General features: G+C 67.3%; 18 protein-coding genes and 1 riboswitch. Of the genes, 5 read left to right on the top strand and 13 right to left on the bottom strand.

From position 1 onward, the window contains the following. Nucleotides 1–3: 3 nt before the first annotated feature. Nucleotides 4–1,818 carry an ABC transporter substrate-binding protein gene (locus K340_RS0114340; RefSeq protein WP_211229439.1) on the bottom strand — a complete coding sequence of 605 codons (1,815 nt, stop codon included), beginning with the start codon at nt 1,816–1,818 and terminating at the stop codon, nt 4–6. Nucleotides 1,819–2,288: 470 nt separating this feature from the next. On the opposite strand from K340_RS0114340, the gene K340_RS0114335 reads away from it, so the two are divergent. Genes K340_RS0114335 through K340_RS30130 form a run of 3 tightly spaced genes read left to right on the top strand, consistent with a single transcriptional unit; the run spans nt 2,289 to nt 6,527 of the window. Next, nucleotides 2,289–3,605, top strand: a complete 1,317-nt coding sequence (locus tag K340_RS0114335; protein ID WP_029137224.1) for a M20/M25/M40 family metallo-hydrolase — start codon at nt 2,289–2,291, stop codon at nt 3,603–3,605. 43 nt (nt 3,606–3,648) lie between these two features. Beyond that, the gene (locus K340_RS34375) at nt 3,649–4,512 is read left to right on the top strand and encodes a serine hydrolase (protein WP_154674264.1); all 864 of its coding nucleotides are present in this window, start codon (nt 3,649–3,651) and stop codon (nt 4,510–4,512) included. Beyond that, a complete protein-coding gene (locus K340_RS30130) occupies nt 4,509–6,527 on the top strand; it encodes a S9 family peptidase (protein ID WP_051266328.1) in 2,019 nt (672 codons plus the stop codon). Before K340_RS34375 ends, K340_RS30130 begins: the two co-directional genes overlap by 4 nt. Before the next feature lie 6 nt (nt 6,528–6,533). Here K340_RS30130 and menC read toward each other — a convergent pair whose 3' ends face one another. Beyond that, on the bottom strand, nt 6,534–7,643 hold the full coding sequence (gene menC, locus K340_RS0114320; RefSeq protein ID WP_029137223.1) for an o-succinylbenzoate synthase: 1,110 nt from the start codon (nt 7,641–7,643) through the stop codon (nt 6,534–6,536). Next, nucleotides 7,640–8,398 carry a GNAT family N-acetyltransferase gene (locus K340_RS30125; protein WP_037364677.1) on the bottom strand — a complete coding sequence of 253 codons (759 nt, stop codon included), beginning with the start codon at nt 8,396–8,398 and terminating at the stop codon, nt 7,640–7,642. Before K340_RS30125 ends, menC begins: the two co-directional genes overlap by 4 nt. Before the next feature lie 225 nt (nt 8,399–8,623). Here K340_RS30125 and K340_RS0114310 point away from each other — a divergent pair, with 225 nt between their 5' ends. Further along, on the top strand, nt 8,624–9,613 hold the full coding sequence (locus tag K340_RS0114310; protein WP_029137222.1) for an acetylxylan esterase: 990 nt from the start codon (nt 8,624–8,626) through the stop codon (nt 9,611–9,613). A 20-nt stretch (nt 9,614–9,633) separates the two neighbouring features. On the opposite strand, the gene thrS is transcribed toward K340_RS0114310, so the two are convergent. Continuing rightward, nucleotides 9,634–10,893 carry a threonine--tRNA ligase gene (thrS, locus tag K340_RS0114305; RefSeq protein WP_029137221.1) on the bottom strand — a complete coding sequence of 420 codons (1,260 nt, stop codon included), beginning with the start codon at nt 10,891–10,893 and terminating at the stop codon, nt 9,634–9,636. A gap of 211 nt (nt 10,894–11,104) precedes the next feature. Between thrS and K340_RS30120 the strand changes: the two genes are divergently transcribed. Beyond that, nucleotides 11,105–11,731 carry an SGNH/GDSL hydrolase family protein gene (locus K340_RS30120; RefSeq protein WP_051266325.1) on the top strand — a complete coding sequence of 209 codons (627 nt, stop codon included), beginning with the start codon at nt 11,105–11,107 and terminating at the stop codon, nt 11,729–11,731. Here the strand turns inward: K340_RS30120 and K340_RS36695 are convergent. The 9 genes from K340_RS36695 to K340_RS0114255 form a co-directional block, all read right to left on the bottom strand. Beyond that, nucleotides 11,728–13,554, bottom strand: coding sequence for an HNH endonuclease (locus K340_RS36695; RefSeq protein ID WP_154674263.1), 1,827 nt, complete (start codon nt 13,552–13,554; stop codon nt 11,728–11,730). The genes K340_RS30120 and K340_RS36695 overlap by 4 nt on opposite strands. 208 nt (nt 13,555–13,762) lie before the next feature. Next, the gene (locus K340_RS0114290) at nt 13,763–14,785 is read right to left on the bottom strand and encodes a glutathione S-transferase family protein (protein ID WP_029137220.1); all 1,023 of its coding nucleotides are present in this window, start codon (nt 14,783–14,785) and stop codon (nt 13,763–13,765) included. Next, a complete protein-coding gene (locus K340_RS0114285) occupies nt 14,782–15,039 on the bottom strand; it encodes a CBU_0592 family membrane protein (RefSeq protein WP_029137219.1) in 258 nt (85 codons plus the stop codon). The genes K340_RS0114290 and K340_RS0114285 overlap by 4 nt, the downstream gene beginning before the upstream one ends. An 18-nt stretch (nt 15,040–15,057) precedes the next feature. Continuing rightward, nucleotides 15,058–15,124: riboswitch (guanidine-III (ykkC-III) riboswitch) on the bottom strand. Between the two features lie 62 nt (nt 15,125–15,186). Further along, nucleotides 15,187–16,470, bottom strand: a complete 1,284-nt coding sequence (locus tag K340_RS0114280; RefSeq protein ID WP_029137218.1) for a reverse transcriptase family protein — start codon at nt 16,468–16,470, stop codon at nt 15,187–15,189. 203 nt (nt 16,471–16,673) lie between these two features. After that, a complete protein-coding gene (locus K340_RS0114275; protein ID WP_029137217.1) occupies nt 16,674–17,639 on the bottom strand; it encodes an ABC transporter permease in 966 nt (321 codons plus the stop codon). A gap of 15 nt (nt 17,640–17,654) precedes the next feature. Further along, nucleotides 17,655–18,617 carry an ABC transporter permease gene (locus K340_RS0114270; RefSeq protein WP_029137216.1) on the bottom strand — a complete coding sequence of 321 codons (963 nt, stop codon included), beginning with the start codon at nt 18,615–18,617 and terminating at the stop codon, nt 17,655–17,657. Between the two features lie 2 nt (nt 18,618–18,619). Beyond that, entirely contained in the window at nt 18,620–19,720 is a 1,101-nt protein-coding gene (locus K340_RS30110) for an ABC transporter ATP-binding protein (protein ID WP_051266321.1), read from the bottom strand. After that, nucleotides 19,717–20,745 carry an ABC transporter ATP-binding protein gene (locus K340_RS30105; RefSeq protein WP_084614458.1) on the bottom strand — a complete coding sequence of 343 codons (1,029 nt, stop codon included), beginning with the start codon at nt 20,743–20,745 and terminating at the stop codon, nt 19,717–19,719. Before K340_RS30105 ends, K340_RS30110 begins: the two co-directional genes overlap by 4 nt. A gap of 11 nt (nt 20,746–20,756) precedes the next feature. Then, nucleotides 20,757–22,733, bottom strand: a complete 1,977-nt coding sequence (locus K340_RS0114255; RefSeq protein WP_211229438.1) for an ABC transporter substrate-binding protein — start codon at nt 22,731–22,733, stop codon at nt 20,757–20,759. Nucleotides 22,734–22,829: the final 96 nt, after the last annotated feature.

Here is a 22,829-nt window from a genome sequence, read left to right as displayed (position 1 = left end):
TGCCTATTCCTTCACATCTGTCGACGAGCGCTTGCGCCGGATCAGCACCGTGCCGGCACCGCCCACCACGACAACCACCACGACAATGATCCCGACGATCAGCCAGACGTTCGTTGACGAATCGTCCGCGGTGGCGACCGGCTCGGCCGAGCGCCAGTTCAGGAAGGCGTTCTGCGGCGGATAGTTTCCGTCGCTGTTGACCGTGCCGATCATGTAGTTCTTGGTCTGGTTGGTGGTCACACCGGACAACCCGTTGGCGTAGAACAGGATCAGGTTGTTGCCGGAGGTGTACAGGATGTTGACCATCTGCTGGATCGTCTGCATGCGGGCACCCGCGTCCACCTGGGTGGACTGCAGCGCGTACAGCTTGTCGAACTCCGGGTTGCAGAAGAACGAGTCGGTGTTGCCGTTCTTGCCGTCCTCGTCGGGAAGTGTGGCGCAGGTCTGGGTCGACAGCAGGTAGGTCGGATTCGGACCGGTGCCCCAGCGATCGAACAGCATGTCCCAGTCGCCCTTTGCCAGGTTCTCGTTCAGCAGCGAGAAGCTCATCGGCTCCAGGGTGATCTTGATCCCGATGTCCTTCATCCAGGGGACGAAGTAGTCCGCGACCTGGGCGTCCTGGGCACTGTCGCTGTGGGTGCCCAGGCGGAACGCCAATTGCTTTCCGGTCTTCGCATCGACGCGATAGCCGTCGGCCGCCTTCTTGTACCCGGCGTCATCGAGCAACTGGTTCGCCTTTGCCGGATCGAAGGTCACCTTGTCCTTGTCCGCCGGCTGCCAGTTGTCGATGTACTGCGGCGGGAGGAACGCCGCGCTGGCGACACCGCCACCGTCGAGCACCTTCTTCACCAACGTGTCCCGATCGATACCGAAGTTGATCGCGTCGCGAATCGCCGGGTCGGCCAGCAACGGGTTTCCGGTGCCGATCGCCTTCCCGCTCTTGGTCTTCGCTCCACGGTTGACCTCGATCGACAGGAACAGGCTGCCCAACACCGAGTAGGTGGTGATGTTCGGATCGCCCTGCAGGGCCGTCCGCTGGGCCGGCGTCATGCCGGCAACGTTCAACTGGCCGCTGCGCAGCGCGGCGACCGCCGCATCCGGCGTGTTGTACTGCTGGTAGATCAGCTTGTCGTACTTCGGCCCCCCGAGGAAGAAGTCCTTGTTGGCGGTGAGCGTCGCGTACTGATTCGCCTTGTAGTCAGTCAGTGTCCATGGACCGTAGCCGACCACCGGGATGGTCAGGTTGGAGTCGGCCGCCAGGTCGTTGACCTTGCTCTCCCAGATGTGCTGCGGGACGATCGGGATCCCTGGTTGGGACCCGCCGGCAGCATTGGTGAACAACATGTCGGCGACCGGGACCTTGGTCTGGATCACCAACGTCGCGTCGTCCGGCGCGGTGACCTTGTCGAACTGGGTGACCAGGGCGCCGTTGGAGGTCGCCGCGGTCTTGTTGGTCATCAACAGGTTGTACGTCCAGGCCGCGTCCTTGGCCGTCAACGGCTGGCCGTCGCTCCACTTCAGGCCGGTGTGGATCTTGAACGTCCAGGTGAGCCCATCACTCGAGGTGGACCAGGAGTCCGCGAGGTACGGCGCCGGCTTCTGGTTCTCGTCGAGATAGGTCAAGCTGGGATAGATGTTGGTGTTGATGTACTTGTCGCCCTCGACATAGGACGTCCACGGGTTGAAGTTGCTCTTGAACGACGCGCCCTGGACGATCAACGTCGATTCCGACGCGGCGCTCGCCGCGGGGGCCAGCCCTCCCAGCGCCAGGGCTGCGACGCACAGCACGCTCGCGGCCGCCGCTGCGACCCGTCTCACGAGCCTGCGATTGGAACCTGCCATCTCCACGTTCTCCTCTCGGCCCGGGCACGTTGCCCGTGACTGCAATCGGGGTGGTTCGTTTCCGGAATCGGACTGACGGACGTGCGGCATCGCTGTCTGCAGGAAATGGGGCCGGAGGTGTTCGCCGACCACCCGGAGTTCGCCGGCGTTTCCGCCGCGAGCACGGCCGGTCGCGGCCTGGTGGCCAGCATGGTGCCGGGTTCTGGGTTTGTCAAGCATGAGATATGTTCCGAATACCTCCACCCGAAGACACCGGGCTCGCCTGCATCGCGATCGAGTCGCGAATGATCCAGCACGGGTATCCAGGCCTGAGACGGCTGCTCCCGCCGTCGGTCCGGCAACGCATCGGCACGCGGGCAGCCGGCGTCCGCGAACCTCTGGACGGACCCCGCCCTCAGGGGCTAACTTACGATACGTAACGAATAGCCAGGCGCCGAAAGGAATTCATGACCGCCGTCGACGTTGTCGAAATCTGCTCGAGGCTGCTCGCCATCGACTCCAGCAACTACGGACCGGACGGCCCCAGCAGCGAACGAGAGGCAGCCGAGTACATCGTCGGTCTGCTCGAGCCGGCGGGCTACCGACCCGAGATTCTCGAGTCGGCTCCGCGGCGCGCGAACGTCGTGCTCCGCGTACCCGGCGAGGACCCGACGCTGCCCGGACTGCTGGTACACGGCCACACCGACGTTGTCCCCGTCGAGCGGGATCAATGGAGTGTCGATCCGTTCGGCGGCGAGGTGCGCGACGGCTACCTCTGGGGTCGCGGCGCCACCGACATGAAGGATGCCGTGTCGATGATGTTGGCGTGCCTGCTTCGCTGGAACGAGGACGGCGCGCGGCCACGGCGGGACATCGTGTTCGCCTTCGTCGCGGACGAGGAGGACTGCGGCAACTACGGCGCCCAGTGGCTGGTCAGCGAGCACCCGGAGCTGTTCGACGGAGTCGGCGGCGCGATCGGGGAATCCGGCGGGTTCGTCGTTCCGGTGGCCGACGTCAATGGCGTGCTGCATCGGTTCTACCCGATCGCGGCCGCGGAGCGCGGCATCATGCACCTGGCGGTGACCGCCCGTGGCACCGCCGGTCACGGTGGGTCGCGCAACCCGGACAGTGCCGTTGCCAAGCTCATCGGCGCGCTGGCCAGGGTGGCCGATCACCGCTGGCCGATCCGAGTGCCGGCGACGGTGCAGGCATTCTTCGACGTGGTCGGGCCGACCCTGGGCATCTCCCCGGACCTGTCCAGCCACGAGGGTTTTGACGCCACCCTGCTACAGATCGGCGATCTGGAGGACGTCGTCCGGTCCACCGTGCAGTGCACGACCAACCCCACCGTGCTGCGAGCCGGCGAGCAGGTCAACGTGATCCCCAGCAGTGCCTACGCCGAGATCGACGTTCGTACGCTGCCAGGTACCGAGGACGAGACCCTTCGCATCCTGGACGAGTTGCTCGGCGATGACGTCGAGTGGCGGTTCATCGAGAACCGCCCGGCGCTGGAGACGTCGATCGACACCGAGTGGTACCGGGCGATGCGGGCCTGCATCGAGCAGACGGATCCGGAGGCGGTCGTGGTGCCGCGACTGCTCGGCGGCGGGACCGATGCAAAGGCGTTCGGCCGGTTGGGCATCGCCTGCTACGGCTTCACGCCGACGACCCAGGACCCGCAGGGGCGCACCGGCAGCGGCATGCACGGCGTCGACGAACGGGTGCCGGTTTCTTCTCTGCAGGGCGGCCTCGAGGTGCTGTACCGATTCTTGAGCACGGTCTGACAACGCCCGCATCACTCCCACCACTGGAAGGGAACCATCCGCTGTGACGAACCACCCGGCCGGGATGCCATTGCCCGAGCTGCTCGACGCCATCACCGACCGATTCAGCGGCCGCGTCGGATACGTGTTCTCCGACCTGCGCACCGGCGAGCGAGTCGTCCGCAACGAGGACACCGAATTCCCGACCGCCAGCACCATCAAGCTCCCCATCCTGACCGCCCTGCACGAGCACGCGCAACAGACCGGAATGGACTGGGACGCGCCGATACCCGTGCGCCGGTCGGAGGTGGCCTCGGGGTCCGGCATCCTGCAGTACCTGTCCCGGGATCTCGAGCTGTCGCTGAAGGATCTCGCCTGGCTGATGATCTGCCTGTCCGACAACACCGCAACGAATCTCGTCCTCGGCGAAATTGGACGGGAGCGCACCTCCGAGATCATCGGCCAGCTCGTCGACCCGGCGATCCGGCTCCGCGGCTTCGCCGGGGCCGGCTTCGAGTCGAAGTACCCGTCGATGGGCTACGGCACTCCGGCCGCGATGAGTGGGTATCTCGAGCAGCTTGCTCGCGGCACTCTGCCCGGCGCGGCGCAGACCGTTGCCGTTGCCGGACAACAGGTATTCCAGTCGATGTTGCCCCGCTATCTGCCCCAGTCCCCGACCGCAGCTGTGCCGTTGACGATCGCCCACAAGACCGGTGCGCTGCCTGGGGTGCGAGTAGAAATCGGTCTGGTCTCCAGCGCCGCCTCAACGGTCACGATCGCCGTGATGACGGCCGACTGCGCCGACCTCGGCTACGACACCCTTCATGAAGGCGAGCAGTGCATCGGCGCCCTGACCTACGCGGTGTGCCGGGCCTGGCTCGGCGTTTCCAGCGACACCGGTGACGCAGCCGTGGATCTCGTTGGATGAGCGCCGAAGGTTCGAGCGGACAGGGGTGCGGAAGGGCGCTTCGGGTCGATGACCTGTATGCGATCGAGACCCCGGAGCAGCCGGCGCTGGCGCCCGACGCGATCCGGATCGTCTACCCGGTGGCGCGCACCGATCCGGATGCGGACGGCATGCGGCGCCGGCTGTGGATGGCCTTCGCCGACGGGCGCGATCCACGCCCGCTCACGCCTGGACCGGACGACTCGGCTCCGGCCTGGTCGCCCGACGGGACGCGGGTGGCGTTCGTGCGCGGCGGTGACGGCATCCCCCAGCTGTGGCTGCTCACCGTCGACACCGGCCGGCTGGATCGGCTGACGGAACTGCCATTCGGCGCCGGAAGGCCGGCGTGGAGCCCTGACGGGCACCGGATCGCCTTCGTCGCCGGCCTGGACCTGGGCGGTGCCGGAGTGGACGCGCGGGACGCGCACCGACCGCTGGTCGCCGACCGGTTGGACTTCCAGGGCGACGGCGAACCTTGGCGCCACACGATTCGCAGCCACCTGCACGTGCTCGAGGTGCCCGGAGCCGAGGCGCCGGAAGGGGTTCCGACCGCGCCGGTCCGGAGGCTGACCCACGGCGACTGGGACGCGAGCGCGCCGTCCTGGTCGCCCGACGGCACCCGGCTGGCGTTCACCGCGGCGATGGATCCGGATTCCGACCTGCTCCGCACCAGGGCCGTCTACATCGTCCCGGTCGATTCTGCCGACAACACACCGGATGTGGTCGGGCCGGCGAACGGGCACCTCGGCTCGGTCCAGTGGATCGGCAACGGGACTCTGCTGGCCGGTGGCCGAACGGACACCAGAACGGGTCACGACTCGCTGTGGCGCATCGAGATCGCGTCCGGCGACACCGCTGATCTCACCGCTGGTCTGGATCGCAGCATCATGCGGGGATCCGTCGGCTATCCAGGCGCGCCGCCGCAACTGGTCGATGACGGCCGGACGATCCTGTTCTGCGCGCGGGATCGCGGATGCACTCACCTGTTCGCGATCCCGGTCGCCGGGGGTACTCCACGGCTGCTGATCGGTGGGGCCGGGCGGGTGGTGGCCGGGATGTCCGCCGCCGGTGACCGGATCGCCGTCGCGCTGACCACACCGCGGTCGTTCGGCGAGATCGTCGTCACCGACGGCACCGGCGGTGACGAACGGGCGTGCACCTCCCACGGCGCCGCGCTCGCTGATGTCGAGATCCGCGAGCGCGTCGAGCGCTACTTCGACATCTCCGACGGAACCCGGGTGCACGGCTGGATTCTCCGGGATCCGGCTGCCAGTGGTCCGCAGCCGCTACTGCTGGACATCCACGGCGGGCCGCACAATGCGTGGAACGGGACCGCAGATCCGGTCCATCTCTACCACCAGGTGCTGGTCGACCGCGGCTGGACGATCCTGGTGGTCAACCCGCGCGGGAGCGACGGGTACGGAGAAGCTTTCTACACCGCCACTTTCGGAGCGTGGGGACGGGCCGATGCCCAGGATTTCCTCGAGCCGCTCGACCAGCTGGTGGCCGAGGGTATCGCGGACCCGGACCGGCTGGCCGTCACCGGATACAGCTACGGCGGATTCATGACGTGCTACCTGACCGCGCACGACGAGCGCTTTGCGGCCGCGGTGACGGGCGGTCCGGTGGTCGACCTGGTCAGCGACGCCGGCACCTGCGACGAGGGGCTCTATCTGTCCCAGGCGGAGATCGGCGGCAGCTGGTGGTCGGATCCCGAACCGTTCCGTCGGCTGTCGCCGCTGAGCGCCGTCGCGCAGGTGGGTACTCCGACGCTGATCCTGCAGGGGAACGACGACGCCAGATGCCCGCGGGGCCAGGCGCAGCAATGGTTCACGGCGCTGCGCGAGCGCAGGGTACCCGCCCGGCTGGTGCTCTACCCGGGTGCCAGTCACGGTTTCGTGTTCCAGGGCCGGGCATCGCACCGGGTGGACTACAACGAGCGGGTGATCGACTGGGTGGAGCGGTTCGCGGCGCCGGCCGCGGCGCCGCCATCATGATGCCGGTCAGTCCGGGCGGATCGTCGTGCGCCAGGACGTCACCGCGTCGAGCACCTCCAGGTCCGGCTGCACACCGATCCCCGGACCACCCGGCAGTTCCATCCGCCCGTCGGACAGCACGAACGGCCGGGTGATGTCCTGCGCGAAATACCTTTCGGTGGCAGAGATGTCGCCCGGCATGGTGAACCCCGGCAGCGCGGCCAGCGCAAGGTTGGCGGCCCGGCCGAGCCCGGACTCCAGCATGCCGCCGCACCACACCGGAACGTCGTTGCCCAGGCACAGATCGTGAATCCGTCGGGACTCCAGGTACCCGCCCACCCGGCACGGCTTGATGTTGATCACCCGGCACGCGCCGAGCGCGATCGCGTCAGCCGCAGCGCGCAGCGAGACTATGGACTCATCAAGGCAGATGGGCGTGCGCATCAGCCGGGCGAGGGCGGCGTGGGCGCGCAGATCGTCGAACGCCAGCGGCTGCTCCACCAGCGTCAGTCCGAACTCGTCCAAACGCGCCAGGTGCTGTGCGTCGGCCAGCGAGTAGGCGCCGTTCCCGTCGACCTGCAGCATGACCTCGTCGCCGATGTGGCTGCGGACCGCCCGGACCGTGTCGACGTCGCGGCCCGGTTCGATCTTGAGCTTGATCCGGGAATACCCCGCCTCCAGGTACTCGTCGACCCGCTCCAGGAGCGCCTCGACGGTGTCCTCGATGGCCACCGACACACCGACGGGAACCGAGGTGTGCACGGCGCCGAGGTGATCTGCCAGCGAGATCCCGGCGCTTCGGCACCAGGCGTCCAGCACCGCAGCCTCCAGCGCACACTTGGAGGTCCGGTGACCCTTGTAAGGCGCGAGAATCTCGGAAACCGTTGCGGGTGTGAGGTTCCCGGCCCGCAGCAGGGCCGGACCCAGCACCCGGGTGATGACGTCCACGGCGCCGTCGAGGTACTCCGACCAGTAGACCGGGACGTCGTCCGCCGAGCACTCGGCCCAGCCGATGCCTTCATCGGTGTGCAGTTGCACGATCAACAGGTTTCGCTCGTACTCGGTGTATTGCGAGGTTCGGAACGGGGTCACCAATGGCAGCGAGATCCGCCGCAGTTCAATGGCTTGCACCTTCATGTCTGCTCCACTTCGTACCGACCTTCGGCGTCGATGCCCGTCACCATCCAGCCGTCCGGCAACGAGGCGAATGCCGCGCGCTGCCGACGGCGCCACTGGAGCGCCGCCGCCGGATCGGATGCCACCAGCTGTTCGATGTCCGGAGGTGTTTCGATCGTTCCGGTCGGCGGTGGCAGCGCAGGCGATGCCGGCGAGGCGGCCGCGTCGGATGCCGCCTGCACGCGCGGGCTGGCCAACTCCCAGCGCACCAGGAGGCGATCGGAGGCCATACCTGCGTTGAGGGCGTCGGGGATGGTCCCGTAAAGATCCTCGCGATACGCCGCTGCCACCGCACCCAACCGGTTGAGGTTGAGCACCGCGTTGCGGCGCACCAGCGGGTCGAATGTCCAATGGATGACGTCGATTCCGCGCTCGAGCGCCCACTGACGCTGGTACCACTTCAGTTGCTGGCCGACGCGCAGCCCGCGGGCGCTCGCCCGCACCGCCGCCACGTGCGAGTGCAGCCCCGGTGTGCGTTGCGTCCCGGGAGCGGCGACCTCACCGAAGGCCATGGCCACCCCCACCAGTCGTCCGTCGAGCTCGGCGCCGCCGACGAATCCACCTGCACACGCAACGGCCACCAGGAGATCGACCGGCATCGCCTCCTGCGACCCGAAGACCTCTGTCATCAGATCCGCGGCCTCGGTCAATTCCGCCGGTCCGGACAGTTGCCGCAGGTGCAATCCGGTGGAGGCGTTGGACTGCGAACCCGTCACAACGTCACCCCGTTCTGCGCTGATTGGTCCGCTTCGCACGCCGCTCACGACTGTCTTCGAAGATCGTAACCCGCCGGTGCGTGATGTGGAAAGCGGTGCTGCCCCGGCGATTCCACTATTGTGGGGTCCGGATGCCGCCGTTCGGTGATCGGTCGCCCACTGCTATCATTTTCCTGCCGTGATCACGGTTTTCACGACCGTTCGTCGAGACGTCCGGAGTCCCTCTTGAGCTATTTCGACATGCCGCTGGATGAGTTGGAGCGCTACCGACCGGATGTCCGACCGCCCGTGGATTTCGATCGCGTGTGGGCCGAGACGCTGGCGGCGGCGCGGTCGGTGCCGATGCAGGTGCAGCGGAGTGCGGCGACGACGCGGCTGCGCACCGTGACGGTCGAGGACCTGCGGTTCCCGGGATTTGGCGGTGAGCCGATTGCGGCCTGGCTGGTGCGTCCGGCCGCCGCGGCAGGGGTTCGGCTGCCGATCGTGGTCAGCTACCTGGGTTACGGCGGCGGCCGCGGCCTGCCGTTCGAACATCTGCGATGGGCATCGGCCGGCTATGCGGAGCTGCTGATGGACACCCGGGGTCAGGGGTCGACCTGGGGCACCGGCGGCGACACACCGGATCCGCACGGCTCGGCGCCGGCGTACCCCGGCTCCCTCACCCGAGGTATCGGCGCGTTCGAAACCCATTACTACCGAAGGTTCTTCACCGACGCAGTACGCGCGGTGGACGCCGCACGTTCGCTCGGCGACGTCGATCCCGACCAGGTGGTGGTGGCCGGTTCGAGTCAGGGTGGCGGCACCGCACTGGCGGTGGGTGGCCTGGTCGACGGTCTCGCTGCGGTGATCGCCGGTGTGCCGTTTCTGTGCCACCTCCGCCGGGCGGTCGCCGTCAGCGACTCCGGGCCTTACGCCGAGATCGAGAAGTACCTGGCCGTGCATCGAGGTCAGGCCGAGCAGGTCTTCCACACCCTTGACTACATCGACGCGATGCACCATGCGTCTCGGGCCAGCGCTCCGGCGTTGTTCACTGCCGGCCTCCGCGACCACACCTGCCCGCCGTCGACCGTGTACGCCGCGTTCCATGCCTACGGTGGACCGGCAAGCATGGTGACCTACGAGTTCAACGGACACGAAAGTGGCGGCGCGTACCAGGACGCTGCGGAGATCGACTTCCTGCAGGACGTCGCCCGAGTGCTCCCGCCGACCGGATGATTCCGCCCACCGAGGCCTGCCTACCGGTTGTCGGTGGCGGGTAGATCCAGCTCCAGCGACAGCGAACGGCTCCCCGCCAGGGCCTTGATGGCAGCAACCGCGACAGACGCATCGACCGGCGGCACCTGAACTCCGTCGCGCCGGCGCAGGGCGACGGCCGCGTCGGCCGCCTCGCGGGCACCGATCACCGCGGCGTACGGGATCTGACGATCGCGCCCGTGCCGGATCCGTCGGCCGAGACTGCTGTCTGCGCCGACGATCTCGGCGCGCAATCCGGCCGAGTGCAGCTCCTCGAGAAGGCGCCCCGCCGCCGGCTGCTGATCGGGACCGACCGGCAGGACCTGGACCTGCACCGGCGCCAGCCACACCGGAAAGGAGCCGGCGTAGAGCTCGATGAGCAACGCGGTCAGCCGTTCCATCGCCGACAACAGCCCGCGGTGAATCATCACCGGGCGCCTCCTCGACCCATCTGCGGCGACATACTGCAGGTCGAACCGCTCCGGTTGGTTGAAGTCCAACTGGACGGTCGACAGGGTCTCCTCCCGGCCGGCGGCATCGATCACCTGGACGTCGATCTTCGGTCCGTAGAAGGCAGCCTCGCCCTCAACCGGCCGGAACGGGAGCCGTAGTTCCCTCAGCACGTCCGCGAGCCGCGCCTCGGCGCCGGCCCACAGCCGCCGATCACCCAGATACCTTCCGTCAGGTCCGCTCAGCGACAGCCGATAGTAGGCGACCTCGATCCCGAGAATCCGGTAGGCGTCATGGATCTGCGCCACCGCCGCCGCGACTTCGGAACCAATCTGATCCTCGGTGCAGAAGACGTGCACGTCATCCAAATTGATCTGCCGCACCCTGGACAGGCCGCCCAGCACCCCGGACAGCTCACTGCGGAACATCGAGCCGAGCTCGGCCAGCCGGATCGGCAGCTCGCGGTAGCTGTGCAGTTGCGCGCCGTAGACCAAACAGGCGTGCGGGCAGTTGGCCGGCCGTAGGACGAACTCCTCACCACCGACCACCATCGGCGGGAACATGTCGTCGGAGAACTTGTCCCAGTGCCCTGAGCGCTCGAAGAGCTCACGTTTGGCCAACACCGGGGTGTAGATGCGCCGACAGCCGGCGGCGACGGCTCGTTCTGCGGCGAATTTCTCCAGTTCGGCGCGGATGACGCCGCCGTCTGGCAGCCACAGCGGCAGGCCGGAGCCGACCAGTTCGTGGGTGGCGAACAGTTGCCGGTCGCGCCCGACCTGTCGGTGGTCGGCTCGATTGTTGTTCTGGTGCATGGGATGTCCTCTCGCAGAGGTCGGCCCGGGGACTTCGTCGAAACAACGACACCCCGGGCGCCGGCCCGGGGTGTCGAGTGTCAGTTCGCAGTAATCACATGACAGCACGCCGGGATGGTCCGCCCGGCGTGGTCGTCAGTGAGCGATGAATCATGCCGACACGGTACACCCGCGGTAACGGTCCTCGCCCGACCTTTGATTGAATCGCCCGATGAGCGAACAGAACCAGAGCTGGTGGCCGGAACTCGGCCCGGATGGCCGAGTGTGGGTATTCACCGGCGACTCGATCACCCACGGGGTGGTGCACACCGGCACCAGCAGGGATTACGTCGAGCTGTTCGCCGAGCAGATCCGGTGGCCGAAGTGGGGTGAGCTGGTGTTCACCACCGCCTTCAGCGGCTGGCAGATCGTGCAGCTGGCCGACAGGCTGGACTGGGCGGTTCTGCGGCACAACCCGGACGTGGTGTCGTTGATGCTGGGTACCAACGACTGCGCCGACGAAGCCGCGACTAACCCGGCCCGATTCGGCGCCGCCTACCGCGAGGTGCTGGACCGGATCACCGACTCCGGTGACCCGCGGGTGATCCTGCAAACCCCGCCAGGCGTGCGACCGGAGGCCGCACAGGATCGATTCGCCCGGCTGCCCGGGTTCGTCGACGAGATCCGATCGATCGCGGCCGAGCGGAACCTGCTGCTCGTCGACCACTTCGCACACTGGCAGCAGGCCGGCGCGGCTGCCGATGCCTGGTACGACGATCCGTTCCACCCCAACGCTTCCGGCCACATCGAGATGGCCGGGCTGCTCGGCCAGACTCTGCAGGTTCCACCGCGTCCCTAGGCTTTGACGGTGGTCCCGGGCATACCCGTCTGGTGGGGCGGCAGGGTGCGGTAGGAGTGTCCGGTCGGGGTGGTGGTGATGACCTCGCCGGGCCTGGAACCCCTGGTGGTGTGCCAGCCAGGGATCTCTTTGGCATAGTTCCCCCGCTCGCACAGGCCCTGGCCATTGTCGATGCTGGTGGGTCCGCCCTCGCGGTACGGAACGATGTGGTCGGCATGGCGAATGTCGGCGCCGCAGTACGGCTGGCGACACTGTCGGTCGCGGACGGTGATGAAACGTCTGGCGGTGCCTTCGAACTCGCGGCGCCGGGAATCGATGTTGGTGGCGACTCCGGTGATCGGGTCGACCAGGATTCTGGTGATCCAGGCCTTTGCCCGCCGGAATTCCCGAGCGGTGACGTCACAGCTGTCCGACTCACCGCCGGAACCGGGATCCGGTATCAGCGCCCACGGCAGCGGTGGCGACGACCGTCGCGGCCGCCGCCGCCCCGATCGAAGCGGTGATAGTGGCTGCGGCGATCGGGGCGGTGGGGTTCCGGTGGGTTCACCGGCCGCCGCCGCGTCGCCTGAACCCGCATCATCCGGGGTCGCGTCACCGGCGGCCGCGTCGACCGGCGGCGCGTCGCCAGCAGCCTCAAGTCCGGGATCTGGATCTGGTGCGGCGTCGGCTATCTCGACGTCGGCCACCGGTTCGACAGCGGCTTCGGCTACCGGTTCCGGTGGTCGGGGCACGTCGGCACCCGGTTCGGAACCGGGTCCGCTGGCGGGTGGCTGACCGGCGATGACCCCGCGGGCGTACTCGGCCGGGACCGGCCCCACCCCCTCCAGCTGAGCCGGCTCGTCACCGTCGCCGAACAACGCGTCGGCGGTGATCGTCAGATTCACCTCGACCGGCACCAGATGCGCCTGCTCCTGCCCGGTCACCCTGGTGACCAACTCATCGGCCATGATCTGCCCACGAGTCCGCTTCTCCCCACCGATGCCCTTACTGCTGTCCGCGGCCTGGCTCAACGCCTTGAACACCGCGACACCTTCCACCATCGGCAACAGCGCCGTCACCTTCGCCATGCAATCGGGGGCCGGCCGGCACCACACCCGGCGGTCCTTTTCGGCCTTGGCCCGCCGATCCACCGAACCCTGCGGATCAATCTCATAGGCAGCCCGGTCCGCGGCCTGCTCCGTCTGCTTCTTGTTCCACCCCGACATCCGCGGGCTGATCCCGGCGTCGACGATGATCGCGTCCAGATCCGAAAGATGCGAGGTCCGGGTCGCCAGGATCAGACACTGGTCCTCGGACACCTCACCCGAGAGCAACAGCTTGAACGCCTCCGGCAGCCGTTCCGCCAGCACGGCCGCCAACCCGATGTGGTGGGCCGCGGCCACCGGAGAGATCCGGCGCGCGAAACCGACCTGCTCGGCGATGCCCCGACCCAGCTTCCGGGTCTTGACCCCTGCGGCCACCTGTTCGGCGCGTTGCTGCTTGGCGAACGCCAACTCCTCTGCCAACTGTGCCGCCGCCAATACCGCGCGGGCACTCTCGAGAGCAGCGATCCGATCGATCCGGGTAGCCGGGTCCACCGCGTCCGTCGCAGCAACAGCCGAGCCAGCAGCATCAGGGTCCGGACCAGCAGCGTCGGTGGTCAATGAAAGGGTGGTGCTGGCCGGAAAGGTGGTGGCGTCGGAAAGAGCCGCAGTGAAGGCCTCGATGGTCCGCACCATGCCGTCGCCCAGCGAGTGCAGCAAACGCTCGAGTTCCAGTTCCACGGCGCTGGCGAACAGCTCCTGCCCGTCGATCACGTCGACCCGAGCCTTCCCCACCCTCACCACCGCTCCCCTCTCCGATTACCTTCCATTCTAGATCACTTGAATCCAGGCCACAAGGTATTATTCGCACAAGTGTACTGGCTTGGTAATGGGCGATGGGACCGTGGCCGACATCGAAGGTCTGGTCGCCGCAGGCATCTGTTGGCCGAACTCGCGGGAGGTGTGACCGCTGGGGCCGTCGACGACCGGCCGTGCCGTTCGACTGACGTCAGCCGGCGGAGTGCCCGGCCGGAACCACCTCGGCCGGTTTCGGCGGGGGCGGCGGAGTTCCGTCACCGAAGGGTCTGCCGCCCAACGCTTCTCGGCCGTGCTCGGTGAGCCAGCCGGAAAGGTCCGGCCCCTTCGGGACGATGCCACTGGGGTTCACGTCGGAGTGCACGATGTAGTAGTGCTGCTTGATCTGCACGAAGTCGGTGGTGTCGCCGAACCCGGGGGTCTGGAACAGATCCCGGGCATAGGCCCACAGCACCGGCAGTTCGGACAGCTTGCTGCGGTTGCACTTGAAGTGGCCGTGGTAGACGGGGTCGAACCGGGCGAGCGTGGTGAACAACCGGACGTCCGCCTCGGTGATGGTGTCCCCCACCAGGTATCGCTGAGCCGTCAGCCGCTCCGTGAGCCAGTCGAGCGCGGTGAACAGCCGGTCGTAGGCCTCGTCGTAAGCCTGCTGCGATCCGGCGAAACCGCAGCGATACACACCGTTGTTCACCTCGGTGAACACCCGCTTGTTCACCGTGTCGATCTCCTCCCGCAGGTGCTCCGGGTACAGCTGCGGTGCGCCGTCGCGGTGGAACTCCGTCCACTCGGTCGAGAAGTCGAGGGTGATCTGCGCATAGTCGTTGGTCACCACCTGGCCCGTCGGCACGTCGACGATCGCCGGCACGGTGATGCCCCGCGGGTATTCGGGGTCACGGGCGAAGTATGCCTGTTGCAGCCGTTCGATCTTCAACACCGGGTCGACCCCACCCGGGTCCAGGTCGAAGGTCCACGAGCGCTGGTCGTGCGTCGGCCCGCACATGCCCATCGAGATGGCGTCCTCCAGACCCAGCAACCGGCGGACGATGATCGTCCGATTGGCCCAGGGGCAGGCCCTGGCGACCACCAGCCGATAGCGGCCCGCCTCCACCGGGTAACCGTCGCTGCCGGCCCGGTCGATCCTGGTGGTGATGTAGTTGGTGTCCCGCTTGAATTCCTTGCCGGTGGTCACGTACCCGGCTTCGGTCTCGCTGCTCATGAGCTCGATGTTGCCACGTTTCGGCCGGCTCGGAGCAGACCGATCAGGCCGAAGCCGGAAACGATCGCCCACACGCCCTCGAGCACCAGGAAGCCCCACTGCTGCTCGAGGACGGCCTCGACGGCGAGAATGCTCGATCCGGCGAAGTTCAGCACCAGATAGACCAACGACTTCGGGTTCATCATCCCGCGCTGGGCGGCGGCGAAGGCGGCCAGCACCAGCAGTGATCCGACAATCTGGACGATCTGACTCATCACGACTCAGCTCCCTCGGGAGCGTCGTCTTGTCGGTCCGGGTACGGCGCACATCTCGTCCGGGTCACCACCATCCGGCGGCTCCGTAGCTATTTTCGCACGCCCGGTCGCCCGGGGCCAGCCGGCGAACCCCGTTGGTGGCGGATCTCACCGGCTCCAGTCGACCCGCTCGGCCAGACCCAACAGGACGCGACGGCGATCTGGGTTGGACGCCCCGGCCCAACCGATCCGACCGAATACGTGCTCGCGGAAATGCTCGTGACCGCCACGGTTCTGCGCGGCCGCACCCGTGGACGCGGCGTTGTGCAGGAGTGCCCGCAGCGCGTCGTACTCGCTGCGATTGACCTGTGGCCGGGTGTTGATCACCAGGGAAGCCAGCCGCTGCCGTTGGTGGCTGCGCATCACCGAGGTCTTGTCCGGATGCAGGCGGAAACCCTCGTCGGTGACGATCTTCTCGATCACCCACCGCACGGCCGCCGGGTCGAACCCGCTGCCGGACACCGCGAGGTCGTCGGCATAACGGGTGTACCGCAGGCCGTGCCGGGCCACGTACCCGGCGATCCGCCGATCTGTGTTGCGCAGCACCAGGTTCGACAACGCTGGGGAGGTCGAGGCGCCTTGCGGCAGGTGCCTTCCGCGGAGCAGCCCGGCGATCGCCGGATCGAGGCCGCACAACGCGGCGATCGGTGTGGCGGTGGTGCACAGGTCGGCCAGCAGGGCAGCGATCGGCGGCGGGTAGCCGACAGCCACGAAGACAGCCCTGATCCTCGCACCGGGCACGCTTGCGAAGAAATCCCGCAGGTCGACCCGCAGCACGATCGGCCCGCCGGCGTGTGGCGCGGCGAACGACCGGGCGTCCCGGCCCGGCCGGAAGCCGTGCGCGGCCGGGTGTGGTTCGATGACGGACACCAAGGTGCGCAACAGCTTTCGCTGAATCTCCCGCAACCGTGGCTTGGGGATCTCCAGCAGCCGCAGCCCCGAACGTTTGGCGATCCGGCGCTGCCGGTAATGCTGCAGAGGCCCGCGGTGGCTGCGCAGCCAATTGCCGTGGTCGGCGAACCAGTCGAGCTCGCCGATCGTGAGATCCAAGAACGAGGCCAACTCCGCCGGTGTGTTCAGTACCGGCAGCCCGGCCCACAGCACTGGGGTGCGCGCCGAAGCGGCGAGCAATGCACCCGTCTGCGGCTCGGACAGCGGTTCGGACACGCTGCGCAGCTCGACGAGGTAACCGGCGAGGGTGGCCCGGACATCGACCGGTTCCCGCGGGAACGCCTGCAGGATCCGGTGCGCGGTCCCGTCCGCCTCGGCGTCATCCAACACCTCCGCCATGGCCGCGGCCAGGTCCGACCGGCGCCACCGCGCCCTGGCCGCGACCACCAGATCGGCGAGCAGCCGAGCCCAGTCGGGTGAGTACAGGTAGTCCCCGGTCATCGGGAATGCGGGGCGGGCGGGGCGACCAACCGCACCTGTCCGCGGCGCCGCCGGACACGCGAAGCATGTGGTCCGGCGTCGGACGCTGATACCAACTGTGAACTGCACCCAGGGGTTACCCCTGAGACGGGTCGCATCGACCCACTCTCGCCTCGCCCACCCCGCATCCGACCATGCTGCCACCTGCGGCCCCCGGCCGCAGATCAGGACAGCCGCACCCGCGGGTCGAGCACCGCGTACAACACGTCGACCACGATGTTCGCGACCACCACGAAGACCGAAGCCAGCAGCACGACGGCGATGATCACCGGCTCGTCCTGGTTCGTCACCGCGGTCACCGACATCTTTCCCAAACCGTTGAGTCCGAAGACTTGTTCGGTGACGATGGCGCCGCCGAGCAATGTCGCCACATCGATGCCGAACTGGGTGACGATGGGCACCAGCGCCGCCCGCAGCCCGTGTCGGAAGATCACCCGCCGTTCCGAGAGCCCCTTCGACCGGGCCGTGCGTATGTAGTCCTCCCCCAACACCTCGAGCATCTGCCCGCGGGTGAGCCGGACGTAGACCGCCATTGAGGCCACCGCCAGGGTGATCCAGGGCAGGATCAGGTGGACGAACCACTGCCACGGATCCTGCGTCAGCGGCACGTATCCGCCGCCGGGGAAGAAGTCCACCCCGGCCAGGTGCAGCTTGTAGAACAGCAGATACAGCAGCAGCAGACCCAGGACGAAGGTCGGGAACGACAAGCCGATCAGCGCGAACAAGGTAGACAGCCGGTCCAGGAAGCTGCGCGGCCTGGTTGCCGACAACACCCCGATCAACACCCCGCTGACCACCCAGATGATCGCCGCCCCGATGGCCAGCGACGCGGTGACCGGCAACGCCTGGCCGATCAGCGTGGTCACCGGCTGGTGGCTGTAGTACGAATACCCGAGGTCGCCGTGCACCAGGCGGGTCAGAAAGTGCCAGTACTGCACCACAATCGGCTGGTCGAGACCCAGCTGGGCGGTAACGGTGGCGACCAGTTGCTGATCGGACGCGGCGAACCGACCCAACAGCAGGAAGGCGACGTTCGGCGGGGCGATGAAGAAGATCGCGAAGACCACCAGGCTGATCAGCCAGACGACGATCGCCCCGGTGAGGATCCGGCGGATGACGAATCTAATCACGGTCGCAGCCCTCTCCTACTTGGCGAACAGCCGCTCGGTGCGCGGGTCGAGCGCGTCGCGCACGCTGTCGCCGAGCAGGTTGAACGCCAGGGTGGTGAGCACCAGCGCCGCGCCGGGGAACACCAGATACCACCAGGCGACCTGGTAGAAGTTCTGTGCGTCGCTGATCATGTTCCCCCAACTGGGAGTCGGCGGGATGATCCCGACACCCAGGTAGGAGAGCGTCGCCTCAAACACGATCGAGACCGGAATCAGCAGTGTCACATAGACAATCACCGGTGCCATCAGGTTCGGCAGCACGTCGATCACCATGATCCGCAGGTTGCCGGCGCCGAGCGAGCGGGCCGCCTCGATGTACTCGCGCTCCCGGATGGCCAGCGTCTGCCCGCGGACGATCCGGCCGACGGCGGCCCAGGAGAAGAAGGCGATGACGAGGATCTCGATCAGTTCGCTCGGGCCGACAACGGTGACCAGGGCGATGGCGAACAGCAGGAACGGGAACGAGAGCACCACGTCCATCAACCGCGCCAGCACCGAGTCCACCACCGGGCCGAGATAACCGGCGCAGAGCCCGACGATCACCCCGATCAGCACCGCCGCGACCGCCGCGGAAACACCGACGACCAACGACACCCTGGTACCGAAAATGATCCGGACCAGAATGTCCCGGCCCAGGTTGTCGGTGCCCAGCAGATGGTGTGCGTCCGGACCGACCGGCAGACCGTCAGCGGTGATGCCGTTCACCTGGTCCTGATCGGTGGCGTTGTAGCCGATCCAGTTGGCCAGCGGATCAGCCAGGATCGCCACCAGCACCAACAGCAGGATGAACGCGGCGCAAACCACCGCGACCCGGTCCCGGCGCAACCGGATCCAGGCCAGCTGCCAGGGGCTGCGACCCTCGACCTGTCGCTCGACGCCGGGCTGCGGCACGGCCGGATCCGGCAGGTCGGCGACCTCGGAGAGTTCGGAGGCGGACATCGCTATCCCTCGGTCGGCTGATCGACGGCGGATCCGATCCCAGGGGTGAGGACGGTCAGATCCTCGCCCGGCGCCACCGGGAAGTGGCACGCCGTCGCGTGTTCGACCGGATCGCCGGGCTCGGGCTGCAGCTGCGGCTCGGTGTCGAAGCACAGCTGCTGCGCCTTCGGGCAGCGGGGGTGGAAGCGGCAGCCGGACGGCGGGTCGACCGGCGACGGCACATCGCCGGTGAGGATGATCCGTCGTCTGGCCCTGGCCCGGTCCGGGTCGGCGATGGATCCGGCCAACAGCAAGGCGTTCGTGTAGGGATGACGCGGCTGCCCGTACAGCTGGTCCCGATCGGCGAGTTCGACGATCTTCCCGAGGTACATCACCGCGACCCGGTCGCTGACATGTTCCACCACCGACAGATCGTGAGCGATGAAGACGTACGTCAGGTTGAATTCGTCCTGCAGGCCCTCCAGCAGATTGATGATCTGTGCCTGGATCGACACGTCCAGCGCCGACACCGGCTCATCACAGACGATCAGCTTCGGACGCAACGCCAGGGCCCTGGCCACCCCGATGCGTTGCCGCTGGCCGCCGGAGAAATCGGCCGGGAACCGGTTGTAGTGCTCGGGATTGAGCCCGACCAGCTCCATCAACTCCTGCACCCGTCGCTTGCGCTCGGCGCCGTCGGCCACACCGTGGATGGCGAACGGATCGCCGATGATGGACCCGATGCGGCGGCGCGGATTGAGCGAGCCGTACGGGTCCTGGAAGATCATCTGGACCTGCCGCCGGTACGGACGCAGCTCGCGCCGGCTCAGCCGAGAAATGTCCTGTCCGTCGAACACGATGGAGCCGGCGGTCAGCGGGAACAGCCGGGTGATGCAGCGGGCCAGAGTCGATTTGCCGCAACCGGTCTCACCGACCAGGCCGAGCGTCTCCCCGCGACGGACGGTGAGCTCGACACCGTCCACCGCCCGCACCCGGCCGATCTCCGTCTTGAAGATGATCCCGTGTTTGATCGGGTAGTGCTTGACCACCCCGCGCAGCGTCAGCAGCACGTCGTCGTCCGACGGCCGACGCTGGATGGAGGGGGTTGGGTCGGGTTTCGTCATCCGATCTTCTCCCGCCCCGCGTCGGCGGCCTGCTGCCGGGCGGAGTCGTCCGCACTGCCAAGCCCGGTCAGATCCAGCGGCAGGTGACATGCCGAGAGATGGCCCCGTTCAACGGTTCTGAGCTCCGGGATCTCGGTAAGGCACCGATCCATCACAAACCGGCAGCGCGGATGGAAGGCGCAGCCGGACGGCAGGTTGATCAGGCTCGGCGGCTGACCCGGGATCGGCCGCAACTTCTCGTTGACGCCGGCCGAACCCGGGATCGACTCCAGCAGACCCTGGGTGTACGGGTGGTGCGGCAGGTAGAAGAGAGTTCGGCGGTCGGCGATCTCCACCGCCTTGCCGGCGTACATCACCAGCACCTGATCGGCCATGTCGGCGATCACCCCCAGGTCGTGGGTGATGATGATCAGGGCGCTGTCGAACTCGTCGCGCAGCCGTTGCAACAGATCGATCACTTGCGCCTGCACGGTGGCGTCCAACGCGGTGGTCGGCTCGTCGGCGATGATCAGTTCGGGGTTCAGCGCCAGCGCCATGGCGATCATCGCCCGCTGCCGCATCCCACCGGAGAACTCGTGCGGGTAGTCGTCCACCCGGCTCGCCGCCTGCGGAATGCCCACCAGGTCAAGCAGTTCGATCGCCCGTGCCCTGGCCGCGGGCTTGCTCACCCGCTCGTGTGCCCGGATCATCTCGACGATCTGCCAGCCCACTCGATAGAGCGGATGCAGGCTGGACAACGGATCCTGGAAGATGGCGGCGATCCGGGCACCGCGGACCCGGCGCAACTGGGCACTGGTCATCGTCAACAGGTCCTGCCCGTCGAACTCGGCGGTGCCGCCGACCTCGGCGCCCCGGGTCAGGCCGAGCAGAGTCTGGGTACAGACGGTCTTTCCGCTGCCGGACTCGCCGACGATGCCCAGCGTCCGACCCTTCTGCACGTCGAAGGAGACCCCTCGGACGGCCTGGACCAGGCCGTCCGAGGTCCGGAACGAGACCGTGAGGTCCCGCACTTGAAGAAGGGCCACGGCGAGCCTCCTCAGCTCGTCGGGTTCAGCCAGATCTGCGTGACGTCGTACTGGACGCTGGAGGGCAGTTCGATCGCGTTGTGCACCCGTTCGGAGCGCATCAACGGGGTCGACTGCGTCTGGAAGGGCACGATCACCGCGTCCTTCATCGCCTGCACATCGGCTTCGTGCATGGCCTTCTGCACTTCGGCCGGATCGGTCGAGGTGAGCGCCTTGTCGATGTCGGCGTTAACGGTCGCGTTGTTGTAACCGCTCCAGTCCGTCGAACCCGGGCCGTAGGTGCGGCCGTCCAGCAGCGGTTCCATCACCGAGCGGGCGTTGTTGCCGTACCAGTCAGGGATCCAGCCGGGCTCGGAGATGTCCCAGGTGCCCTTCTTGGATCCGGTCGGATCCGACAGGTACTTGCCGTAGTAGTCACTGGCCTTCGATGGGACACCCTTCACCGTGATGCCACAGGCCTGCAGATCCGCTTGCACGGATTGATAGATATCCGGATGCTTGCCCGAGGTGCGGTAGACGTCGATCAGGGTGAACCCGTTCGGGTAGCCCGCGGCCGCCAGCATTGATTTGCACTTGGCCGGATCACCGGAATTGTTCGGGGTCGGATACAGGTTGAACTCCTCGTAACCGACATTGCCCGGCGGAATGATCTGGTTCAGCGGCGTGTTCAGGCTCGGGCCACCGTAGATCTTGCCCTTGGACACCTTGTTGATCGCGTACTCGATCGCCTGCCGCACCTCGACCTTGCCCAGCGCTCCGCCGTTGTTCGACGACTGCTGGTTGATCACCAGGAACGGGTTGGTGTCGTAGTTCGGGTAGATCCCCATCCGGGCATCGTTGGACGCCTTCAGCTGCGGCACGGTGGCGGTCGGAACCGTGGTGTCCCATTCCATATCCTGTGTGCCGGCGGCGATCTGCTGCTGGACCGCGTTCTCGTCCGGCCCGAGGGTCACCTGGATGTGATCGACGTACTGGTGGCGGACGGGATCCGACGCCTGGGTCCACGCCGGGTTCTTGTCCAGCAGGTACGACTGACCGGGCACGTACTTGGTGATCGAGTACGGGCCGTCGGAAATGGTGTGCTGACGGAAGTTCGCGTCGTCCGGAAGGTACTGCAGGTACTCGACCGGCGCCGCCGAGGAGAACGGCAGCGACAGGATGTTGACGAAGTCGGCCGCCGGCTTGACCAGCTCGATCTGCAGGGTGGTGTCGTTGACCGCCTTCATTCCCGAGATGTCGTGCCCGGTGATGTAGGCCTTGAAGTCCGCGACGGTCGGCTTGACGTTCTTGAATGCGGCGCAGTAGGTGTCCATCCCCTTGATCACGCCGATGTAGTAGCCGGGGGCGCCGACCGAGTTCTGCGTCGGGTTGCACAACCGCTTGAATCCGAGAATGAAGTCGGCCGCGGTCACCGCGCGGGCCGGCTGGGTGTCCCACATGACGTCCGGCCGCAGGTGAATCGTGTAGGTCTTGCCGTCCGCCGAGACGCCGCCGTTGGCGGTCGTCGGTAGTTCGGTGGCGACGTCCGGCACCACCGAGATCGACGTCGCCGGATCGGAGGACGCCGGGTTGGTGTACAGCTGCCGAGTGAACGCCCGTTCCAGCGTGTAGGTGGTCGTGTAGTAGCCGGCGGCGGTGTCCAGGTGGTCGACATCGGCGTTGCCGATCATCCGCAGCGTGCCGCCGGGGGTCGGCGAACCGGTAGCGTTCACGTTCGCCGTCTGCACCGGCGCCTGGCTGGTCGGCGCTTGGCTGGTCGGCGCTTGGCTGCCCGGTGGCTGACTCGGCGAGGACGCCGACGACGAGGCACCGACTGTCCCCGTGCCCGACGGTGCTGACCCACCGCCGGTCGCCGGCGGCGACGAACTGACCGAGGGTGTCGACGAGCTGGCGCTCGACGAGGGAGAGTTACTGCTGCAGGCCGCGGTTACCAGTGAGGCAACCGCGAGCACTGCCAGGAGCGAGAACCTGCCGTACTTGCCACTCATCAAGGCCTCCAAGTCGTTGGATGAACTGACTGGAGCCTCGAACCGGAGCGCGACGATCAGCCACGCCGGGGCACGGGGCGCGGTGCCTAACACTGG

Origin of the sequence: Nakamurella lactea DSM 19367 (assembly GCF_000426645.1) — a bacterium.
GTDB classification, from domain to species: Bacteria; Actinomycetota; Actinomycetes; order Mycobacteriales; family Nakamurellaceae; genus Nakamurella; species Nakamurella lactea.
Note: the sequence above shows the minus strand (reverse complement) of the source record. Positions and strands in the feature narration are given on the sequence as shown.